This is a genomic window from Streptomyces sp. NPDC096079 (assembly GCF_040303145.1).
Lineage (GTDB): Bacteria > Actinomycetota > Actinomycetes > Streptomycetales > Streptomycetaceae > Streptomyces.
In genome coordinates, this window is sequence record NZ_JBEOST010000016.1 from 78,768 (window position 1) to 93,118 (window position 14,351).

Consider the following 14,351-nt stretch of genomic DNA (forward strand, 5'->3'; position numbering starts at 1 on the left):
GGACCGGCGGATCAAGGCGCGAGGCGCCGCCGGAGGAACTCCTCGAAGGTCACCCGGCCCACCGCCTGCTCCGGCGCCAGATGACGGCCGTGCCGCAGCCCCTGGTAGACGCGGCCCGGCAGCGGCACCTCCACGAGGCGGCGCCGCCGTCCGGTCGCCCGCAGATACGTGCGGGCCAGCTCCTCGAAGGTGAGGATCTCCGGGCCGCCCATGTCGTCCACCCGGCCCGCCGGAGGCCGTACGGCCAGCTCGGCGAGGCGCGCCGCCGCCTCGGTGACCTCCAGCGGCTGGTCCCGGACCTCCTTGGGCAGCAGCATCACGGGCGGCTTCGCGAGGCCTTGGAGCAGCTGCAGGACCAGGTCGTGGAACTGGGTGGCGCGCAGCAGGGTCCACGGGACGCCGGACGCGCCGATCATGCGCTCCACGGCGTACTTGGTCCGGTAGTAGCCGAGCGGCACGCGGTCGACGCCGACGATCGAGATGTACAGCAGGTGCGGCACCCGGGCCCGGCGTGCGGCGTGGATCAGGACGCGGGCGGCGTCCCTGTCGCCGCGCAGGATGTTGCTGCAGTGGACGACCGCGTCCACCCCGTCGACCGCCCGGTCGAGCACCGGTCCGCCCCGGCGCAGGTCGACGGCGTACTGCGGTGAGTGCCGGCTGAGCACCCGCACCTCGTGGCCGTCCGCGCGCAGCCGCTCGCAGACGGGCCGGCCGAGGGTGCCCGTGCCGCCGGTCACCAGGATCGTGCCCATGTTCCCAGCCTGACCGTGCGCGGGCGCGCACGCGACCGCGCCGCGCCCCGGACAGGGGGGCGCGGCGCGGTGGGGCCCGGCGGCGGCAAGGGCCGTGAGTGTCCGCCGCCGGGGGTCAGCCGGGCGTCATCGGAGGGAGCGCGTCAGCAGGCGCCGAGGTCCTTCCAGACGCCCCAGTCGCCGGTCGTGCCCGGCTCCTCGTTCTGCGTCCACCACTGGGCCTTCCACTTGTGGCCCTTGTGGGAGACCTCGTTGCCCGCGTTGTAGACGGTGCCGGCCACGTACGCCGGGGCGGTGCAGCCCGTGGGCGGCGTCGTCGGAGGCGTGGTCGGGGGAGTCGTCGGCGGGGTGGTGGGCGGCGTGGTCGGGGGCGTGGTGGGCGGGGTGGTGGTGCCCGGCTCCACGACCGTCGTGCCGCGCGCCAGGTCACCGGCGAGGGCGTACGTCGTGCCGTTGATGTTCACCGTCCAGTTGGAGGGGGTGGACACCGGCAGGTAGTAGTTGAAGGCCAGGTCGATCGTCGCGCCGGGGGCCAGCGACTGCCAGGCGGGGAGCTTCAGGGAGACGCGGTGGAAGTCGCCCTTCAGGCCGCCCACGTTGGAGCCCGTGTGGTCGCTGCTGATGACCTTCGTGCCGAAGCCGGACTGGTCGGAGGCGTTGGCCGGGGCGGAGGTGCCGTAGTCGAACTGGAACTCCGTGCCGCCGGGCAGCGTCGTCGCCGTGTTGTTGGTGATCTTGATCTTCGGCGTGATCGGGTAGTTCGAGTCGCCCAGCTTGAACTCGGTGAACTGGGTGTCGATCTTCACGGCCTGGGTCGGCAGCGCCTTGTTGGACTTCTTCGCGCCGTACGGGGTGGCCGCCTTGAACTTGTCGTACATCAGCGAGGTGAGCGTCGAGCCCATCTCGTACTGGTTCTTCGTGGCGTTCCAGGCGTAGTCGCCGGCCATCTCCCAGACCATGGTGCCGCCGATGCCGCGGTCGACCACGTAGTCGGCCTTCGCGGCCACGGACTGCTCGTCCTCGGTGGAGAGGAAGACCTTCTTCTGCGCGTTCCACAGCCACGGCGCGACCAGGGTCGCGTCGTACTTGCGGGCGTAGGTGCCGGTCAGCGTGGTGTTCGCCGGGAAGCCGTACTGGGTGACGTAGTCGCCGACGATCCCCTTCTCCAGGTTCTTGGCGTGCCACATCGGGTTGGAGCCCGCGGGCGACTCGACGCCGTTGGTGTCCTTGTCGTGCCAGAGGTTGTCGATGCCGGTGGCGCCGTCGCCGCACTTCGTCAGCCCGGCCCCGGCCGGGCAGGTGGTCGCGGAGGCCTTGCCCCACAGGCCGTCGGTGCCGCCCTGCACGTTCTTGTGGCCGCGGGTGTAGTACGGGAGGCCGATGTTGATCCGGCCGGCCGGCATGGAGCCGCGGAAGTAGTGGTACGCCCAGTCGGTGTTGAGGTAGCCGATGGAGCCGTACTGCGAGGAGCCGTAGACGTTGGCGGCGGCGAGCTCGCCGTCCTTGCCGTCGTCGAAGAGCGAGGCGTTGGGGCCGACGTACTCGTTCCAGGCGCCGTGCAGGTCGTAGGACATGATGTTGACGTAGTCCAGATACTTCTGCATCTGGAAGGTCTCCATGCCGCGCAGCAGGTAGCCGGAGGAGGGGGCGGCGACGGTCAGCAGGTAGTGCTTGCCGTCGGCGGCGCCCGCCACGTCCAGCTTCTCGCGCAGGGACTTCATGAGGGCCGCGTAGCCCTGGACGAGTCCGGCGCGGCGCGCGTTGGCGAGCTGCCAGTCGAGCGGGTTGCCCGCGTCCTTCATGGTCGTCGGGTACTCGTAGTCGATGTCGACGCCGTTGAAGCCGTACTTGCGGATGAAGTCGACGGACGAGTTCGCGAAGGTGTCGATCCCGGCCTGGTTGACCGAACCGTCGGCGTTGGTGGCCATCGAGTAGAAGCCGCCGGAGCCGACCCGGTCGCCGTTGTCCGCGAAGTAGCCGCCGGTCTCCGCCCAGCCGCCGACCGAGATCAGCGTCTTGACGTTCGGGTGCTGCTTCTTGAACTTGTTGAGCAGGTTGAAGTGGCCCTTGTACGCGTACGCGGGGTCCATCTCGGCGCCGGCGACGCCGGGCCAGGTCATCCCGGTGGCCGCGTTGTCCGGACCGTCCGTGCCCACGGAGAGCTTGTTGTCGCCGCCGACGTGGCCGAAGGCGTAGTTGATGTGGGTGATCTTGTCCCACGGGATGTCCTTGGCCAGGTACGCGGGCTGGCCGTTCTTGCCGGTGCGCCAGCCGGTGAAGTAGCCGATGACCCGGCGCTGGTGGTCCGCGCCCATCTTCTCGCGGCCCTCGGTGTCGTAGACCGAGCAGTACGGGACGTCGACGCCGGGCGTCTTGTAGAGCCCGTCGGGGCGACAGGACTCGTTGTCGGCCGCGTACGAGACGCCGCCGGAGAGCGAGCTGAGCAGCAGCCCGGCGGCGGCCGCGCCGGACGCGAGCAGCGAGGCTCTCTTGGTCGTGGGGGACAGCACGATCGGTTCCTCCTGGGGCGGGGGAAAACACGCAACGAACAAGGGGGTGGTACGTGTTGGGCCCGTGGAGTGCGCACGCCGACGGGCCGTTACCTCGGAGGTGACTCGGAGATTAAGAGGACTAGACCAGTGCGTCAATAGGTCTGGACCAAAGAAGGGGCCTGTGGCAGTCTGTGAGCCAGCCCACAGGGTTCCGGACTATCGCCTCACGCGAGGCGTGGCACACTGGCCCTGTATCAGCAGCAGCGCACTCCGGGGTCGGTGTAATTCCGAACCGGCGGTATAGTCCGCGACCCGTCCGCAAGCCAGCGGCCGGTTGACCAGGTGAGATTCCTGGACCGACGGTGAAAGTCCGGATGGGAGGCAGTGCGCGGCGGGCGACCCCTCCAGGGGTGTGCCGGCCGTACGTCCGCTGGTGGCCGCTCTTCGTCGGCGCACCCGTGGACCTCCGGCCGTACCGGCATACCCGTGCGAAGCGTCGTACCCGCTCTCTGTCGTCATCGACAGGCCCCGGAGTCCGTGCCCGAAGAGGCAGGAGGACCCGGTGGCCCAGCAGGCCGACATCACCGCCATGCGACGCGCCGTCGAGCTCGCCGCACGCGGACTCGGCGCCACCAGCCCCAACCCCGTCGTCGGCTGTGTCATCACCGACGCCTCCGGCCACCAGGTCGGCGAGGGCTTCCACCAGCGCGCCGGCGGCCCCCACGCCGAGGTCCACGCCCTGCGCGCGGCCGGCGTCCTGGCCCGCGGCGGCACGGCCTACGTCACCCTCGAACCCTGCAATCACACCGGCCGCACCGGCCCCTGCGCCCAGGCCCTGATCGAGGCCGGGATCAGCCGCGTCGTGTACGCCGTCGCCGACCCGAACCCGCAGGCCACGGGCGGTGCCGACACCCTGCGCGCCGCCGGGATCGAGGTCGAGCAGGGCGTCCTGGCCGCCGAGGCCGAGACCGGCAACATCGCCTGGCTCACCTCCGTCCGCGAGGGCCGCCCCTTCGTCCGCTGGAAGTACGCCGCCACCCTCGACGGCCGGATCGCCGCCGCCGACGGCACCTCCCGCTGGATCAGCTCCGCCGAGTCCCGCGCCGACGTCCACCGGCTGCGCGCCGAGGCCGACGCCGTCCTGGTCGGCGGCGGCACCCTGCGCACGGACGACCCGCACCTCGCCGTCCGCGGCATCGAGAACGCCACCCAGCCCCTGCGGATCGCCCTCGACACCCGCGCCGAGCTCCTGCCCACCGCCCGGCTGCTCGACGACGCCGCACCCACCCTGCTCGTCGTCGGCGAGGACGCCGACACCCGGCACCTGCCCGACGTCGAACTGCTCCGGCTGCCCCTGCACGACGGCCGCGTCGGCGTGCACGAGCTGCTCACGCAGCTGTACGCGCGCGGCATCCGCTCCGTCCTCCTCGAAGGCGGCCCCACCCTCGCGGGCGCCTTCGTCGCCGGCGGCGCCGTCGACCAGGTCGTCGGCTACCTCGCCCCGGTCCTCCTCGGCGCGGGCCCCGCGGCCCTCGCCGACGCCGGAATCACCACCCTCACGCGCGCGTTGCGGCTCGACGTCACCGAGACCACGCGCATCGGACCAGACCTTCGCATCACCGCCGTCCCGACCCCCAAGGGAGCCTGACCGTGTTCACCGGAATCGTCGAAGAACTGGGCGAGGTCGTCGCCGTCGAGCAGCTGGAGGACGCCTCCCGCTTCCGGCTGCGCGGCCCCCTGGTCACGGAAGGCGCCCAGCACGGCGACTCCATCGCCGTCAACGGTGTCTGTCTCACGGTCGTCGAGTTCGGCGACGGCGAGTTCACCGCCGACGTCATGGCCGAGACCCTCAAGCGGTCCAGCCTCGGCGCCCTGGAGACCGGCTCCCGGGTCAACCTGGAGCGGCCCATGGCCGTCGGCGGACGCCTCGGCGGCCACATCGTGCAGGGCCACGTCGACGGCACCGGCACGATCCTGGAGCGCACCCCCTCCGAGCACTGGGAACTCGTCAAGGTCGGCCTGCCCGCCCACCTCTCCCGCTACGTCGTCGAGAAGGGCTCGATCACGGTCGACGGCGTCAGCCTCACCGTCGTCGAGGTCGCCGACGACTGGTTCACCATCAGCCTCATCCCGACCACCCTCGACCTGACCACGCTCGGCATCAAGCAGCCCGGCGCCCCGGTCAACCTCGAAGTGGACGTCATCGCCAAGTACGTCGAGCGGCTGCTCGGCACCGACGCCAAGGAGAACGAGAAGTGAACTGGCTCAACTCCGAGGCGTTCACCGTCTTCGGCCAGCACATCCTGTGGTCCGACATGATCGGCAACACGATCGGACTCGTCGCCCTCGCGCTCGGCTGGCGCCGCTCCATCCTCACCTGGCCCGCCCAGCTGCTCTCCGGCGTCATCCTCGTCGGCGCCTACGCCTCCGCCCACCTCTCCGGCGGCGTCGGCAAGCAGCTCCTCGTCATCGGCGTCGCCGCCTGGGGCTGGTGGCAGTGGAACCGCGGCAGGCAGCAGGCGCAGGACGGCTCCATCGCCGTCCGCTTCGCCACCTGGAAGGAGCGCGGACTGCTCCTCGGCGGCGCGGCGCTCGGCACCCTCGCCGTCGGCGGCCTCTTCACCCTCTACCCGTCGCTCTCCTGGAGCCCCTGGGCCGACGCGTACATCTTCGTCGGCACCCTCGTCGCGATGGTCGCCCAGGCCCGTGGCCTCGTCGAGTTCTGGTTCGCCTGGCTCCTCGTCGACCTCGTCGGCGTCCCGCTCGCCTTCAACAGCGGCCTCGCCTTCTCCGGCCTCGTCTACGTCATCTACTTCGCCCTCGTCATCTGGGGCATGCGCGACTGGTGGCTCCGGACCCGCACCGCCCCGGCCGCTCTGAAGGGAGCCCACGCATGAACGCCGCCGTGCCCCTCTGGGACGCCACCGACCTCGCCCTCGACCCCGTCGAGCAGGCCATCCGCGACATCGCCGCCGGCCGGCCCGTCGTCGTCGTCGACGACGAGGACCGCGAGAACGAGGGCGACCTCGTCATCGCCGCCGAGAAGGCCACCCCCGAGATCGTCGCCTTCATGATGAGCGAGTGCCGCGGCCTGATCTGCGCCCCCATGGAGGACGAGGAGCTGCAGCGCCTCGAACTCCCGCAGATGGTCGAGCACAACACCGAGTCGATGCGCACGGCGTTCACCGTCTCCGTCGACGCGTCCACCGCCCACGGCGTCACCACCGGCATCTCCGCCGCCGACCGCGCCACCACCCTGCGGATGCTCGCCTCCGGCCGCCACGAGCCCACCGACTTCGTCCGCCCCGGCCACATCTTCCCGCTGCGCGCCAAGCCCGGCGGCGTCCTCGTCCGCAACGGCCACACCGAGGCCGCCGTCGACCTCGCCCGCCTCGCCGGCCTCCGTCCGGCCGGCGCCATCGTCGAGATCGCCGGCGAGGACGGCGTGATGCTGCGCCTGCCCGAGCTGGTGCCCTTCGCCCGCAAGCACGGCCTGACGATCATCTCCATCGAGGACCTGATCGCCTACCGGCGCTCCGCCGAGCCGACCGTCCGCCGCGAGGCCGAGGTCCACCTGCCCACCGCGCACGGCGAGTTCACCGCGTACGGCTACCGCTCCACCGTCGACGGCGTCGAGCACGTCGCCCTCGTCCACGGCGAACTCGGCGACGGCGAGGACGTCCTCGTCCGGGTCCACTCCGAGTGCCTGACCGGCGACATCTTCCACTCCCTGCGCTGCGACTGCGGTCCGCAGCTGCAGGCCTCCATGGACCGGATCACCGAGGCCGGGCGCGGCATCGTCGTCTACCTGCGGGGCCACGAGGGCCGCGGCATCGGCCTGCTGTCCAAGCTCCGCGCGTACGAACTCCAGGAGCGCGGCCGCGACACCCTCGACGCCAACCTGGAGCTCGGGCTGCCCGCCGACGCCCGCGACTACGCCGCCGGCGCGCAGATCCTCGGCGACCTCGGCGTCCGCAGCCTGCGCCTCATGACCAACAACCCCGACAAGATCGACGCCCTCGCCCGGCACGGCCTCCGGGTCGAGGGCCGCGAGCCCATGCCGGTCCAGGCGGGCGAGCACAATCTCCGCTACCTGCGGACCAAGCGGGACCGGATGGGCCACGACCTGCCCTGGCTGGACGGCTCCCCGGCCTCCACCTGCAACAACCAGTGATCACGTACGTACGAATCGGCTAGGAGAGACATGAGCGGCAAGGGCGCACCCGTCCTCAGCGTGAAGAACTGCGGCGACCTCCGGGTCGCGGTCATCGCGGCGCAGTGGCACGAGAAGATCATGGACGGTCTCGTCGACGGCGCCCTGCGCGCCCTCGGCGAGCTCGGCATCGACGAGCCGACGCTGCTGCGCGTCCCCGGCAGCTTCGAGCTCCCGGTCGTGGCGAAGGTCCTCGCCGGACGCGGCTACGATGCCATCGTGGCGCTCGGCGTCGTCATCCGCGGCGGAACGCCGCACTTCGAGTACGTGTGCCAGGGCGTCACCCACGGCCTCACCCAGGTCTCGATCGACACCGGCGTACCCGTCGGATTCGGCGTCCTCACCGTCGACAACGAAGAGCAGGCCCTCGACCGGGCCGGCCTCGAAGGATCCTCCGAGGACAAGGGCCACGAAGCGGTCACCGCCGCCGTCGCCACCGCCACCACGCTGCGCACGGTCAGCGAACCCTGGCGCTAGGCGCGTGCCCCTCACCCCGTACTCTTAGGACCATCATGGCGAACGGAACCAGTAAAAGTTTCGAAGAGCTCTTCTCCGAGCTCAAGCTCAAGGCAGAGACCGGCGACCCGGCCACCTCCCGCACCGCGGAGCTGGTGGGCAAGGGCGTCCATGCCATCGGCAAGAAGGTCGTCGAGGAGGCCGCCGAGGTCTGGATGGCCGCCGAGTACGAGGGCAAGGAAGCGGCCGCCGAGGAGATCTCGCAGCTGCTGTACCACGTCCAGGTGATGATGGTCGCCCGCGGGATCTCGCTCGACGACGTCTACGCCCACCTCTGAGCACCACCGAGAAAAGCCGCACACCCTCCCCAGAACTCCCAGGCAAAGGAAGCTGACCCCATGCTGCGCATCGCCGTCCCCAACAAGGGTTCCCTCTCCGGACCTGCGTCGGCAATGCTCCATGAGGCCGGCTACCGCCAGCGCAAGGAGTCCAAGGAGCTCGTGGTCATCGACCCCGACAACGAGGTCGAGTTCTTCTACCTGCGGCCGAAGGACATCGCGATCTACGTCGCCTCCGGGAAGCTGGACATCGGCATCACCGGCCGTGACCTGCTCCTGGACTCCGGCGCCAGTGCCGAGGAGATCCTCGCGCTGAACTTCGGCCGCTCCACCTTCCGCTACGCCACCCGCCCGGGCACGGCGAACGGCCCCGAGGACTTCGGCGGCATGACGATCGCCACCTCCTACGAGGGCATCGTCGCCAAGCACCTCGCCGACCAGGGCATCGACGCCTCCGTCGTCCACCTGGACGGCGCGGTCGAGACCGCGATCCAGCTGGGCGTCGCCCAGGTCATCGCGGACGTCGTGGAGACCGGCACCAGCCTGCGCAACGCGGGCCTGGAGGTCATCGGCGAGCCGATCCTCACCTCCGAGGCCGTCGTCGTCCGCCGCCACGGCGCCCCGGACGACCACCCGCAGGTGCAGCAGTTCATGCGCCGCCTCCAGGGCGTCCTCGTCGCCCGCAGCTACGTGATGATGGACTACGACTGCCGGGCCGAGCACCTGGAGCAGGCCGTCGCCCTCACCCCGGGCCTGGAGTCGCCGACCGTCTCCCCGCTGCACAACGAGGGCTGGGTCGCCGTCCGCGCGATGGTCCCCGCCAAGGAGGCGCAGCGGATCATGGACGACCTGTACGAGATCGGCGCCCGCGCCATCCTCACCACCGCCATCCACGCCTGCCGCCTCTGACGGCCGCAGGCCCGCACGTCCCACCAGGCACTGAGGAACCCCCGATGTCGCAGTCCACGACGCCCGCCCTCCCGGTCACCTTCCGCCCCGGCCGTACCCGGGCGATCCTGCTGACCCTGGGCGTCACGATGTTCGTCGTCGTCACGGCCGTGGCGCTCATGCTGGAGCGCCTCGGACCGGGGGAGCGCGCCAGCTTCGTCCTCACCGCCGCGCTGCTCTCCGGGGTCCTGGTCCTGCTGAGCCGTCCGAAGGTCGTCGCCGACGAGGACGGCGTCACGGTCGTCAACATCACCCGGAGCCGTCGGCTCGCCTGGGCGGAGATCCTCAAGGTCAACCTCCGCCCCGGCGACCCCTGGGTCTTCCTCGACCTCAGCGACGGCACCAGCCTGCCCGCGCTGGGCATCCAGCCCGGCATCGCCAGGGAAGCGGCGATCCGCGACGCCCGCGCCCTGCGAGCGCTCGCGGACAGCCGGGGAACGAGCGCGGAAGCGCGCTGAGGCCCCCGGTCGGTTCGGGGGAACCCCCGGTCAGGGCCCGATCCGGCTTGGGTGAACCCCCGATCAGAGACCGGGCCGGCCTGGGGGAAACCCCGATCCGTCCCCCATCCGGGGCCGACCCCCTGCCCCTCGGGGCGTTCACGTGACTACTCTGGAGACGGTGGTGCCGAGCGGCGCCACCGTCTCGCGTGTGCAGGGCCGCGACCGCGGCCCGCGAGACCACCCTTCGACCCGAGGAGTGACTCCCTCCAGCAATGGACGGATCGTCCGGTAGTACCTGCGCCGCCCCCTCTCCGGAGGCGGCGGCATGATCGTCTCCCTTCTGCTGCTCGTCGCGGCCTTCCTCCTGATCCTCGCCAACGGCTTCTTCGTGGCCGCCGAGTTCGGTCTCGTGACCGTCGAGCGCGCCGAGGCCGAGCGGGCCGCGGCCGCCGGCGACCGGCGCGCCCGCACCGTCGTCACCGCGCTGCGCGAGCTCTCCTTCCAGCTCTCCGGCACCCAGCTGGGCATCACCATCACCTCGCTGGTCGTCGGCATGCTCGCCGAGCCCGCGCTCGCCGGGCTCCTCCACGGGCCGCTCACCGCGACCGGACTGCCCGAAGGGGCCGTCTCAGGGGTGTCCGTGGTGATCGGCATGCTGCTCGCCTCCGCCGTCCAGATGGTGGTCGGCGAGCTGGTGCCGAAGAACTGGGCGGTCTCCCGGCCGCTCCAGGTCGCCCGCTTCGTGGCCACCCCGCAGCGCCGCTTCTCGGCCCTGTTCCGACCGGTTATCTCCCTGCTCAACCGGGTCGCCAACAGCCTCGTCCGCCTCCTGGGCGTGGAGCCCACCGAGGAGCTGGACTCGGTCCGCACCCCCGGCGAGCTCGTCTCGCTGGCCCGGCACTCGGCCCAGGCCGGTGCGCTCGAACAGGACACCGCCGACCTCTTCGTACGGACCCTGTCCCTCGGCGGCCTCACCGCCGAGCAGGTCATGACCCCGCGCGTGAAGGTGAGCGCCCTCCAGTGGGACGCCACCGCGGCCGACGTCCTCAACCTCACCCGGGCCACCGGCCTCTCGCGCTTCCCGGTCTACCGGGACCGCATCGACGAGATCGTCGGCATGGTCCACCTCAAGGACGCGCTCGCCGTCGCCCCGCACGCCCGTCTGCGCACCCCCGTCGGACGGATCGCGGTCCCGCCGCTGCTCGTCCCCGAGACCCTGCCCGCCCAGACGCTCCTGGAGCGGCTGCGCCGGGAGCAGCCCATCGCGGTGGTCGTCGACGAGTACGGCGGCACGGCCGGGGTCGTCACCCTGGAGGACATCGTCGAGGAGCTCGTCGGCGAGGTCCGCGACGAGCACGACACCGCGGCCGACGGACGGCCCGAGCTGGCCGCCGCGCCCGCCGAGGACGGCCGCCCCGCCTGGGAGGCCGACGGCTCCTGCCGCGTCCACACCCTGCGCCGGATAGGCCTCGACGTGCCCGACGGGCCGTACGAGACCGTCGCCGGGCTCGTCGCCGACCTCCTCGGCCGCATCCCGGCCCCCGGGGACCGGGCCGAGCTCCCCGGCTGGCGGCTCTCGGTGCGCCAGGTCGACCGCTACCGCGCCGAGCGGGTACGGATCGTCCGCACGGCCCCCGAGCCGGACCCGGTCACCGTGTCCGCGCCCGTGCCCACCCCCGTGTCCGTCCCCGCGGAGGCGGCCCGATGAGCACCCTGCAACTCCTCTTCGCCGTCCTCCTGGTCCTCGCCAACGGCTTCTTCGTCGGCGCCGAGTTCGCCCTCGTCTCCGTCCGCCGCAGCCAGATCGAGCCCCTCGGGGGAGCCAGGGCCAAGCAGGTCCTGCACGGCCTGGAGAACCTGCCGCAGATGATGGCCGCGGCCCAGTTCGGCATCACCGTCTGCTCCCTGACGCTCGGCGCCGTCGCCGAGCCGACCGTCGCCCACCTCCTCGAACCGGTCTTCCACGCGATCGGGGTCCCGGAGGGGCTGATCCACCCGCTCGGCTACGTCATCGCCCTCGCCGCGGTCGTCTTCCTCCACCTCGTCATCGGCGAGATGGTCCCGAAGAACCTGGCGATGGCCGACCCCGAGCGCACCGCCCTCTGGCTCGCCCCCGGCCTGGTCGGCTTCGCCCGGATCTGCCGGCCCGTCACGGCCGCGCTCGGCGCCTGCGCCCGGCTGGTCCTGAAGGCGTTCAAGGTCGAGCCCAAGGACGAGGTGGAGGCGGTCTTCACCAGCGCCCAGCTCGGCCGGCTCGTGGAGGACGCGGGCCAGGCGGGGCTGCTCGACCCGGCGGAGCAGGAGCGCCTCGAGGACGCCCTCGAACTGGGCAGCCGCCCGGTGACGGACGTCCTCATCGCCTCGGCCTCCCTGGTCACGGTCCCGCCCTCGGTCACCCCGCGCGAGATCGAGGAGCTGACCGTGCGGACCGGGTTCTCCCGCTTCCCGGTCCGCGCCGAGGGCCGGGCGACCTTCATGGGCTTCGTGCACGTGAAGGACGTCCTGGACCTGGAGGAGCGCGAGCGGGCCGTGCCGCAGCGGCTGTGGCGCCCCATGGCGACGCTCCGCGCGGAACTGCCGCTCGACGACGCCCTCACCGTGATGCGCCGCGCCGCCACCCATCTGGCGCAGGTCGCGGACGGCTCGGGCCGGGTCCTGGGGCTTGTCGCCCTGGAGGACGTCCTGGAGATGCTGGTGGGCGAGGTCCGCGACCCCGCGCACCGCGTCCAGCCCGTCCCGGCGGGCCGGGCGCACCGGGTCCAGCCCGTCCCGGCGGCTCAGTAGCCAGGCGGCTCCTGCTGCGGGCCGCGGTCGACCGGACCGCGGCCCGACAGGACCTCGCCGTACGCCTGCATGAGGTCGCCGAGCCGGAGGGTCGCGAGGTCCTCGCGGCTCGGCGTCCCCGGGTATCCGGAGAGCCGCAGGTCCCGGTAGGCGCAGGACTTCTCGTACAGGGTGCGCAGGAAGCGGCCGTTGCCGAGCTCGTCGATCCAGCCCTGCTCGACGACGTGCCCGCTGATCGAGCGGAGCTCGTCGAGGGCCTCCTCGTCCCAGCCGTCCCCGTCGGCCGCCGCGAGGACCTCGCCGATGGCGGTGAGCTCCAGCGGCCGGTAGGAGGGGAAGTCGACCCGGGTGGTGAACCGGGAGGACAGGCCCGGGTTGGTGCTCAGCAGCCGGTCCATGCCCTCGGGGTAGCCGGCCAGGATGACCACGAGGTGGTCCCGGTTGTCCTCGGCCCGCTTCAGGAGCACCTGGAGGGCCTCGTCGCCGTACGCGTCGCCCTTGCTGTAGCCGGTGTTGGAGAGCGCGTACGCCTCGTCCACGAACAGCACGCCGCCGACCGCCGAGTCGATCAGCTCATTGGCCTTGACCGCCGTCTGGCCCAGGAACTCGCCGACGAGGTCGGCCCGCTGCGCCTCCACGAGATGGTCGCCGCCGAGCAGCCCGAGCGCGTAGAAGACCCGCCCCAGGATCCGGGCGACCGTGGTCTTCCCGGTGCCCGAGGGACCGGAGAAGACGAAGTGGCGCTTGGGCGGCTGGACCGGGAGCCCCTGCCCGGCCCGGAGCCGGGCCATCTCCAGCTGCGCCGAGAGCGCCTTGACCTGCCGCTTCACCGGTTCGAGCCCGACCATGCCCTCCAGCTCGGCGAGGGCCTCCGCGAGGAGCACCGGATCGGTGGGGCCCGCCGGGAAGCGCGGCGGCACCGGCTGGCCGGGCAGCGGCGCCTTCTGCCGTACGGTCTCGGGCGGGGTCGCGGGGGCGGCCGGCGGCACCGGCTCGGGCGCGAGCCGCAGCCCGTCGCCGAGCGCCCCGGGATCGGGCTCGGCGCCCGGCACCGTGTCCGCGGCGTCCTGGCCGAGGCCCCCGCCGAGGGTGCCGAGCGCGACCGTCGCGAGGCCCGCCGGGTCGTCCACGCCGTCGTACCCCTCGAAGCCGTCGTACTCGGCGATCGCCGCGAGCCGTGCGGCCGTGTCCATGAACGCCGGGTCGATCCGGTGCACGGCCCGGTACAGGGGCAGGGCTGCGGCACTGCGCCCGGTGCCCTCGTGGGCGCGGGCGAGCCAGTAGCGCAGCTCCTTGCGCTGCGGCTGCTCGCTGCGGCACCGCATCAGCGAGGCGGAGAGCAGCGGCTCGGCCTGGCCGTACATCTCCAGGCGCACCCGGGCCATGCCGCCGAAGAGCCCCGCCTCGATGCCGAGCAGCGGGTCGTCGACGAGGGTCTCGGTGTGCCGGACCAGCTGGTCCCAGTCCTTGACGAGGTAGGCGCGGCAGGCGTGCAGGAAGCGCACCTGCGGGTCGGTGTCGACCGGGGGGAGGCCGGCCAGGGCCCGGTCGAGCTCCGGCACGTGGCGGCCGTCGAGCCAGTGGGAGGCGTGCGCGAGGAGCAGGTCGCGCGGGCTCTCCAGGACCGGCTGCACCCACCAGCCGAGCCAGTACCAGGAGTTCAGGGTGCGCCGGTAGCGGGTCCGCTGCTCGCCGAAGCGTTCGCGGTTGCGGTACATGCGCAGCAGCGCGGTGGTGGTGTCGGCCCGGAGCGCGTGCAGCCCGAGCCAGGCGTCCGCCATCCCGGGATCGATCCGTACCGCCGTCCGGAACTCGTCCTCCGCCTGCGGATACGCGCCCATCGTGTAGGCGTCGACTCCGCGCAGCCAGGCGAGTTCGGCGGGGGTCTGAGACCCCTGCGTGCCGATGTCCATCGAGTCCCCCACAAC

The 14,351-nt window shown here is 72.1% G+C and carries 13 protein-coding genes and 1 riboswitch; of the genes, 10 read left to right on the forward strand and 3 right to left on the reverse strand.

All coding sequences use genetic code 11. The features are described 5' to 3' along the window. Positions 1-11: 11 nt before the first annotated feature. Both ABTY59_RS27545 and ABTY59_RS27550 read right to left on the reverse strand, forming a co-directional pair. The gene (locus ABTY59_RS27545) at positions 12-752 is read right to left on the reverse strand and encodes an SDR family oxidoreductase (protein WP_352021732.1); all 741 of its coding nucleotides are present in this window, start codon (positions 750-752) and stop codon (positions 12-14) included. Positions 753-895: 143 nt separating this feature from the next. After that, the gene (locus tag ABTY59_RS27550; RefSeq protein ID WP_352021733.1) at positions 896-3,262 is read right to left on the reverse strand and encodes a chitinase C-terminal domain-containing protein; all 2,367 of its coding nucleotides are present in this window, start codon (positions 3,260-3,262) and stop codon (positions 896-898) included. A gap of 243 nt (positions 3,263-3,505) precedes the next feature. Then, positions 3,506-3,636: riboswitch (FMN riboswitch) on the forward strand. A gap of 170 nt (positions 3,637-3,806) precedes the next feature. Between ABTY59_RS27550 and ribD the strand changes: the two genes are divergently transcribed. The 10 genes from ribD to ABTY59_RS27600 all read left to right on the forward strand — a co-directional run bounded on the left by ribD (position 3,807) and on the right by ABTY59_RS27600 (position 12,423). Then, entirely contained in the window at positions 3,807-4,892 is a 1,086-nt protein-coding gene (gene ribD, locus ABTY59_RS27555; RefSeq protein ID WP_352021734.1) for a bifunctional diaminohydroxyphosphoribosylaminopyrimidine deaminase/5-amino-6-(5-phosphoribosylamino)uracil reductase RibD, read from the forward strand. Positions 4,893-4,894: 2 nt separating this feature from the next. Beyond that, entirely contained in the window at positions 4,895-5,503 is a 609-nt protein-coding gene (locus tag ABTY59_RS27560) for a riboflavin synthase (RefSeq protein WP_352021735.1), read from the forward strand. Positions 5,504-5,559: 56 nt separating this feature from the next. Next, the gene (locus ABTY59_RS27565; protein ID WP_352021795.1) at positions 5,560-6,141 is read left to right on the forward strand and encodes a nicotinamide mononucleotide transporter family protein; all 582 of its coding nucleotides are present in this window, start codon (positions 5,560-5,562) and stop codon (positions 6,139-6,141) included. After that, a complete protein-coding gene (locus tag ABTY59_RS27570) occupies positions 6,138-7,418 on the forward strand; it encodes a bifunctional 3,4-dihydroxy-2-butanone-4-phosphate synthase/GTP cyclohydrolase II (RefSeq protein WP_352021736.1) in 1,281 nt (426 codons plus the stop codon). The genes ABTY59_RS27565 and ABTY59_RS27570 overlap by 4 nt, the downstream gene beginning before the upstream one ends. 30 nt (positions 7,419-7,448) lie before the next feature. Beyond that, the gene (gene ribH, locus ABTY59_RS27575; protein ID WP_053643767.1) at positions 7,449-7,934 is read left to right on the forward strand and encodes a 6,7-dimethyl-8-ribityllumazine synthase; all 486 of its coding nucleotides are present in this window, start codon (positions 7,449-7,451) and stop codon (positions 7,932-7,934) included. 35 nt (positions 7,935-7,969) lie between these two features. Continuing rightward, the gene (locus ABTY59_RS27580; RefSeq protein ID WP_352021737.1) at positions 7,970-8,251 is read left to right on the forward strand and encodes a phosphoribosyl-ATP diphosphatase; all 282 of its coding nucleotides are present in this window, start codon (positions 7,970-7,972) and stop codon (positions 8,249-8,251) included. 60 nt (positions 8,252-8,311) lie between these two features. After that, positions 8,312-9,160: an ATP phosphoribosyltransferase gene (gene hisG, locus ABTY59_RS27585; protein WP_352021738.1), complete on the forward strand. Its 849-nt coding sequence runs from the start codon at positions 8,312-8,314 to the stop codon at positions 9,158-9,160. Positions 9,161-9,204: 44 nt separating this feature from the next. Beyond that, positions 9,205-9,657 (forward strand): PH domain-containing protein, encoded by a 453-nt coding sequence (locus tag ABTY59_RS27590; RefSeq protein WP_352021739.1) that lies wholly within the window; start codon positions 9,205-9,207, stop codon positions 9,655-9,657. Between the two features lie 307 nt (positions 9,658-9,964). Next, positions 9,965-11,347 (forward strand): hemolysin family protein, encoded by a 1,383-nt coding sequence (locus ABTY59_RS27595; protein WP_352021740.1) that lies wholly within the window; start codon positions 9,965-9,967, stop codon positions 11,345-11,347. Then, positions 11,344-12,423 carry a hemolysin family protein gene (locus ABTY59_RS27600; RefSeq protein ID WP_352021741.1) on the forward strand — a complete coding sequence of 360 codons (1,080 nt, stop codon included), beginning with the start codon at positions 11,344-11,346 and terminating at the stop codon, positions 12,421-12,423. The genes ABTY59_RS27595 and ABTY59_RS27600 overlap by 4 nt, the downstream gene beginning before the upstream one ends. On the opposite strand, the gene ABTY59_RS27605 is transcribed toward ABTY59_RS27600, so the two are convergent. After that, complete coding sequence (locus tag ABTY59_RS27605; RefSeq protein ID WP_352021796.1) at positions 12,417-14,336, reverse strand: AAA family ATPase; 1,920 nt, start codon at positions 14,334-14,336, stop codon at positions 12,417-12,419. The genes ABTY59_RS27600 and ABTY59_RS27605 overlap by 7 nt on opposite strands. Between the last annotated feature and the right edge of the window lie 15 nt (positions 14,337-14,351).

Excerpts from the sequence above, each read along its gene's own strand:
- ABTY59_RS27545 (WP_352021732.1), bottom strand. The coding sequence starts at position 752 with ATGGGCACGATCCTGGTGACCGGCGGCACGGGCACCCTCGGCCGGCCC.
- ABTY59_RS27565 (WP_352021795.1), top strand. The coding sequence starts at position 5,560 with ATGATCGGCAACACGATCGGACTCGTCGCCCTCGCGCTCGGCTGGCGC.
- ABTY59_RS27570 (WP_352021736.1), top strand. The coding sequence starts at position 6,138 with ATGAACGCCGCCGTGCCCCTCTGGGACGCCACCGACCTCGCCCTCGAC.
- ribH (WP_053643767.1), top strand. The coding sequence starts at position 7,449 with ATGAGCGGCAAGGGCGCACCCGTCCTCAGCGTGAAGAACTGCGGCGAC.
- ABTY59_RS27580 (WP_352021737.1), top strand. The coding sequence starts at position 7,970 with ATGGCGAACGGAACCAGTAAAAGTTTCGAAGAGCTCTTCTCCGAGCTC.
- hisG (WP_352021738.1), top strand. The coding sequence starts at position 8,312 with ATGCTGCGCATCGCCGTCCCCAACAAGGGTTCCCTCTCCGGACCTGCG.
- ABTY59_RS27590 (WP_352021739.1), top strand. The coding sequence starts at position 9,205 with ATGTCGCAGTCCACGACGCCCGCCCTCCCGGTCACCTTCCGCCCCGGC.
- ABTY59_RS27595 (WP_352021740.1), top strand. The coding sequence starts at position 9,965 with ATGATCGTCTCCCTTCTGCTGCTCGTCGCGGCCTTCCTCCTGATCCTC.
- ABTY59_RS27600 (WP_352021741.1), top strand. The coding sequence starts at position 11,344 with ATGAGCACCCTGCAACTCCTCTTCGCCGTCCTCCTGGTCCTCGCCAAC.
- ABTY59_RS27605 (WP_352021796.1), bottom strand. The coding sequence starts at position 14,336 with ATGGACATCGGCACGCAGGGGTCTCAGACCCCCGCCGAACTCGCCTGG.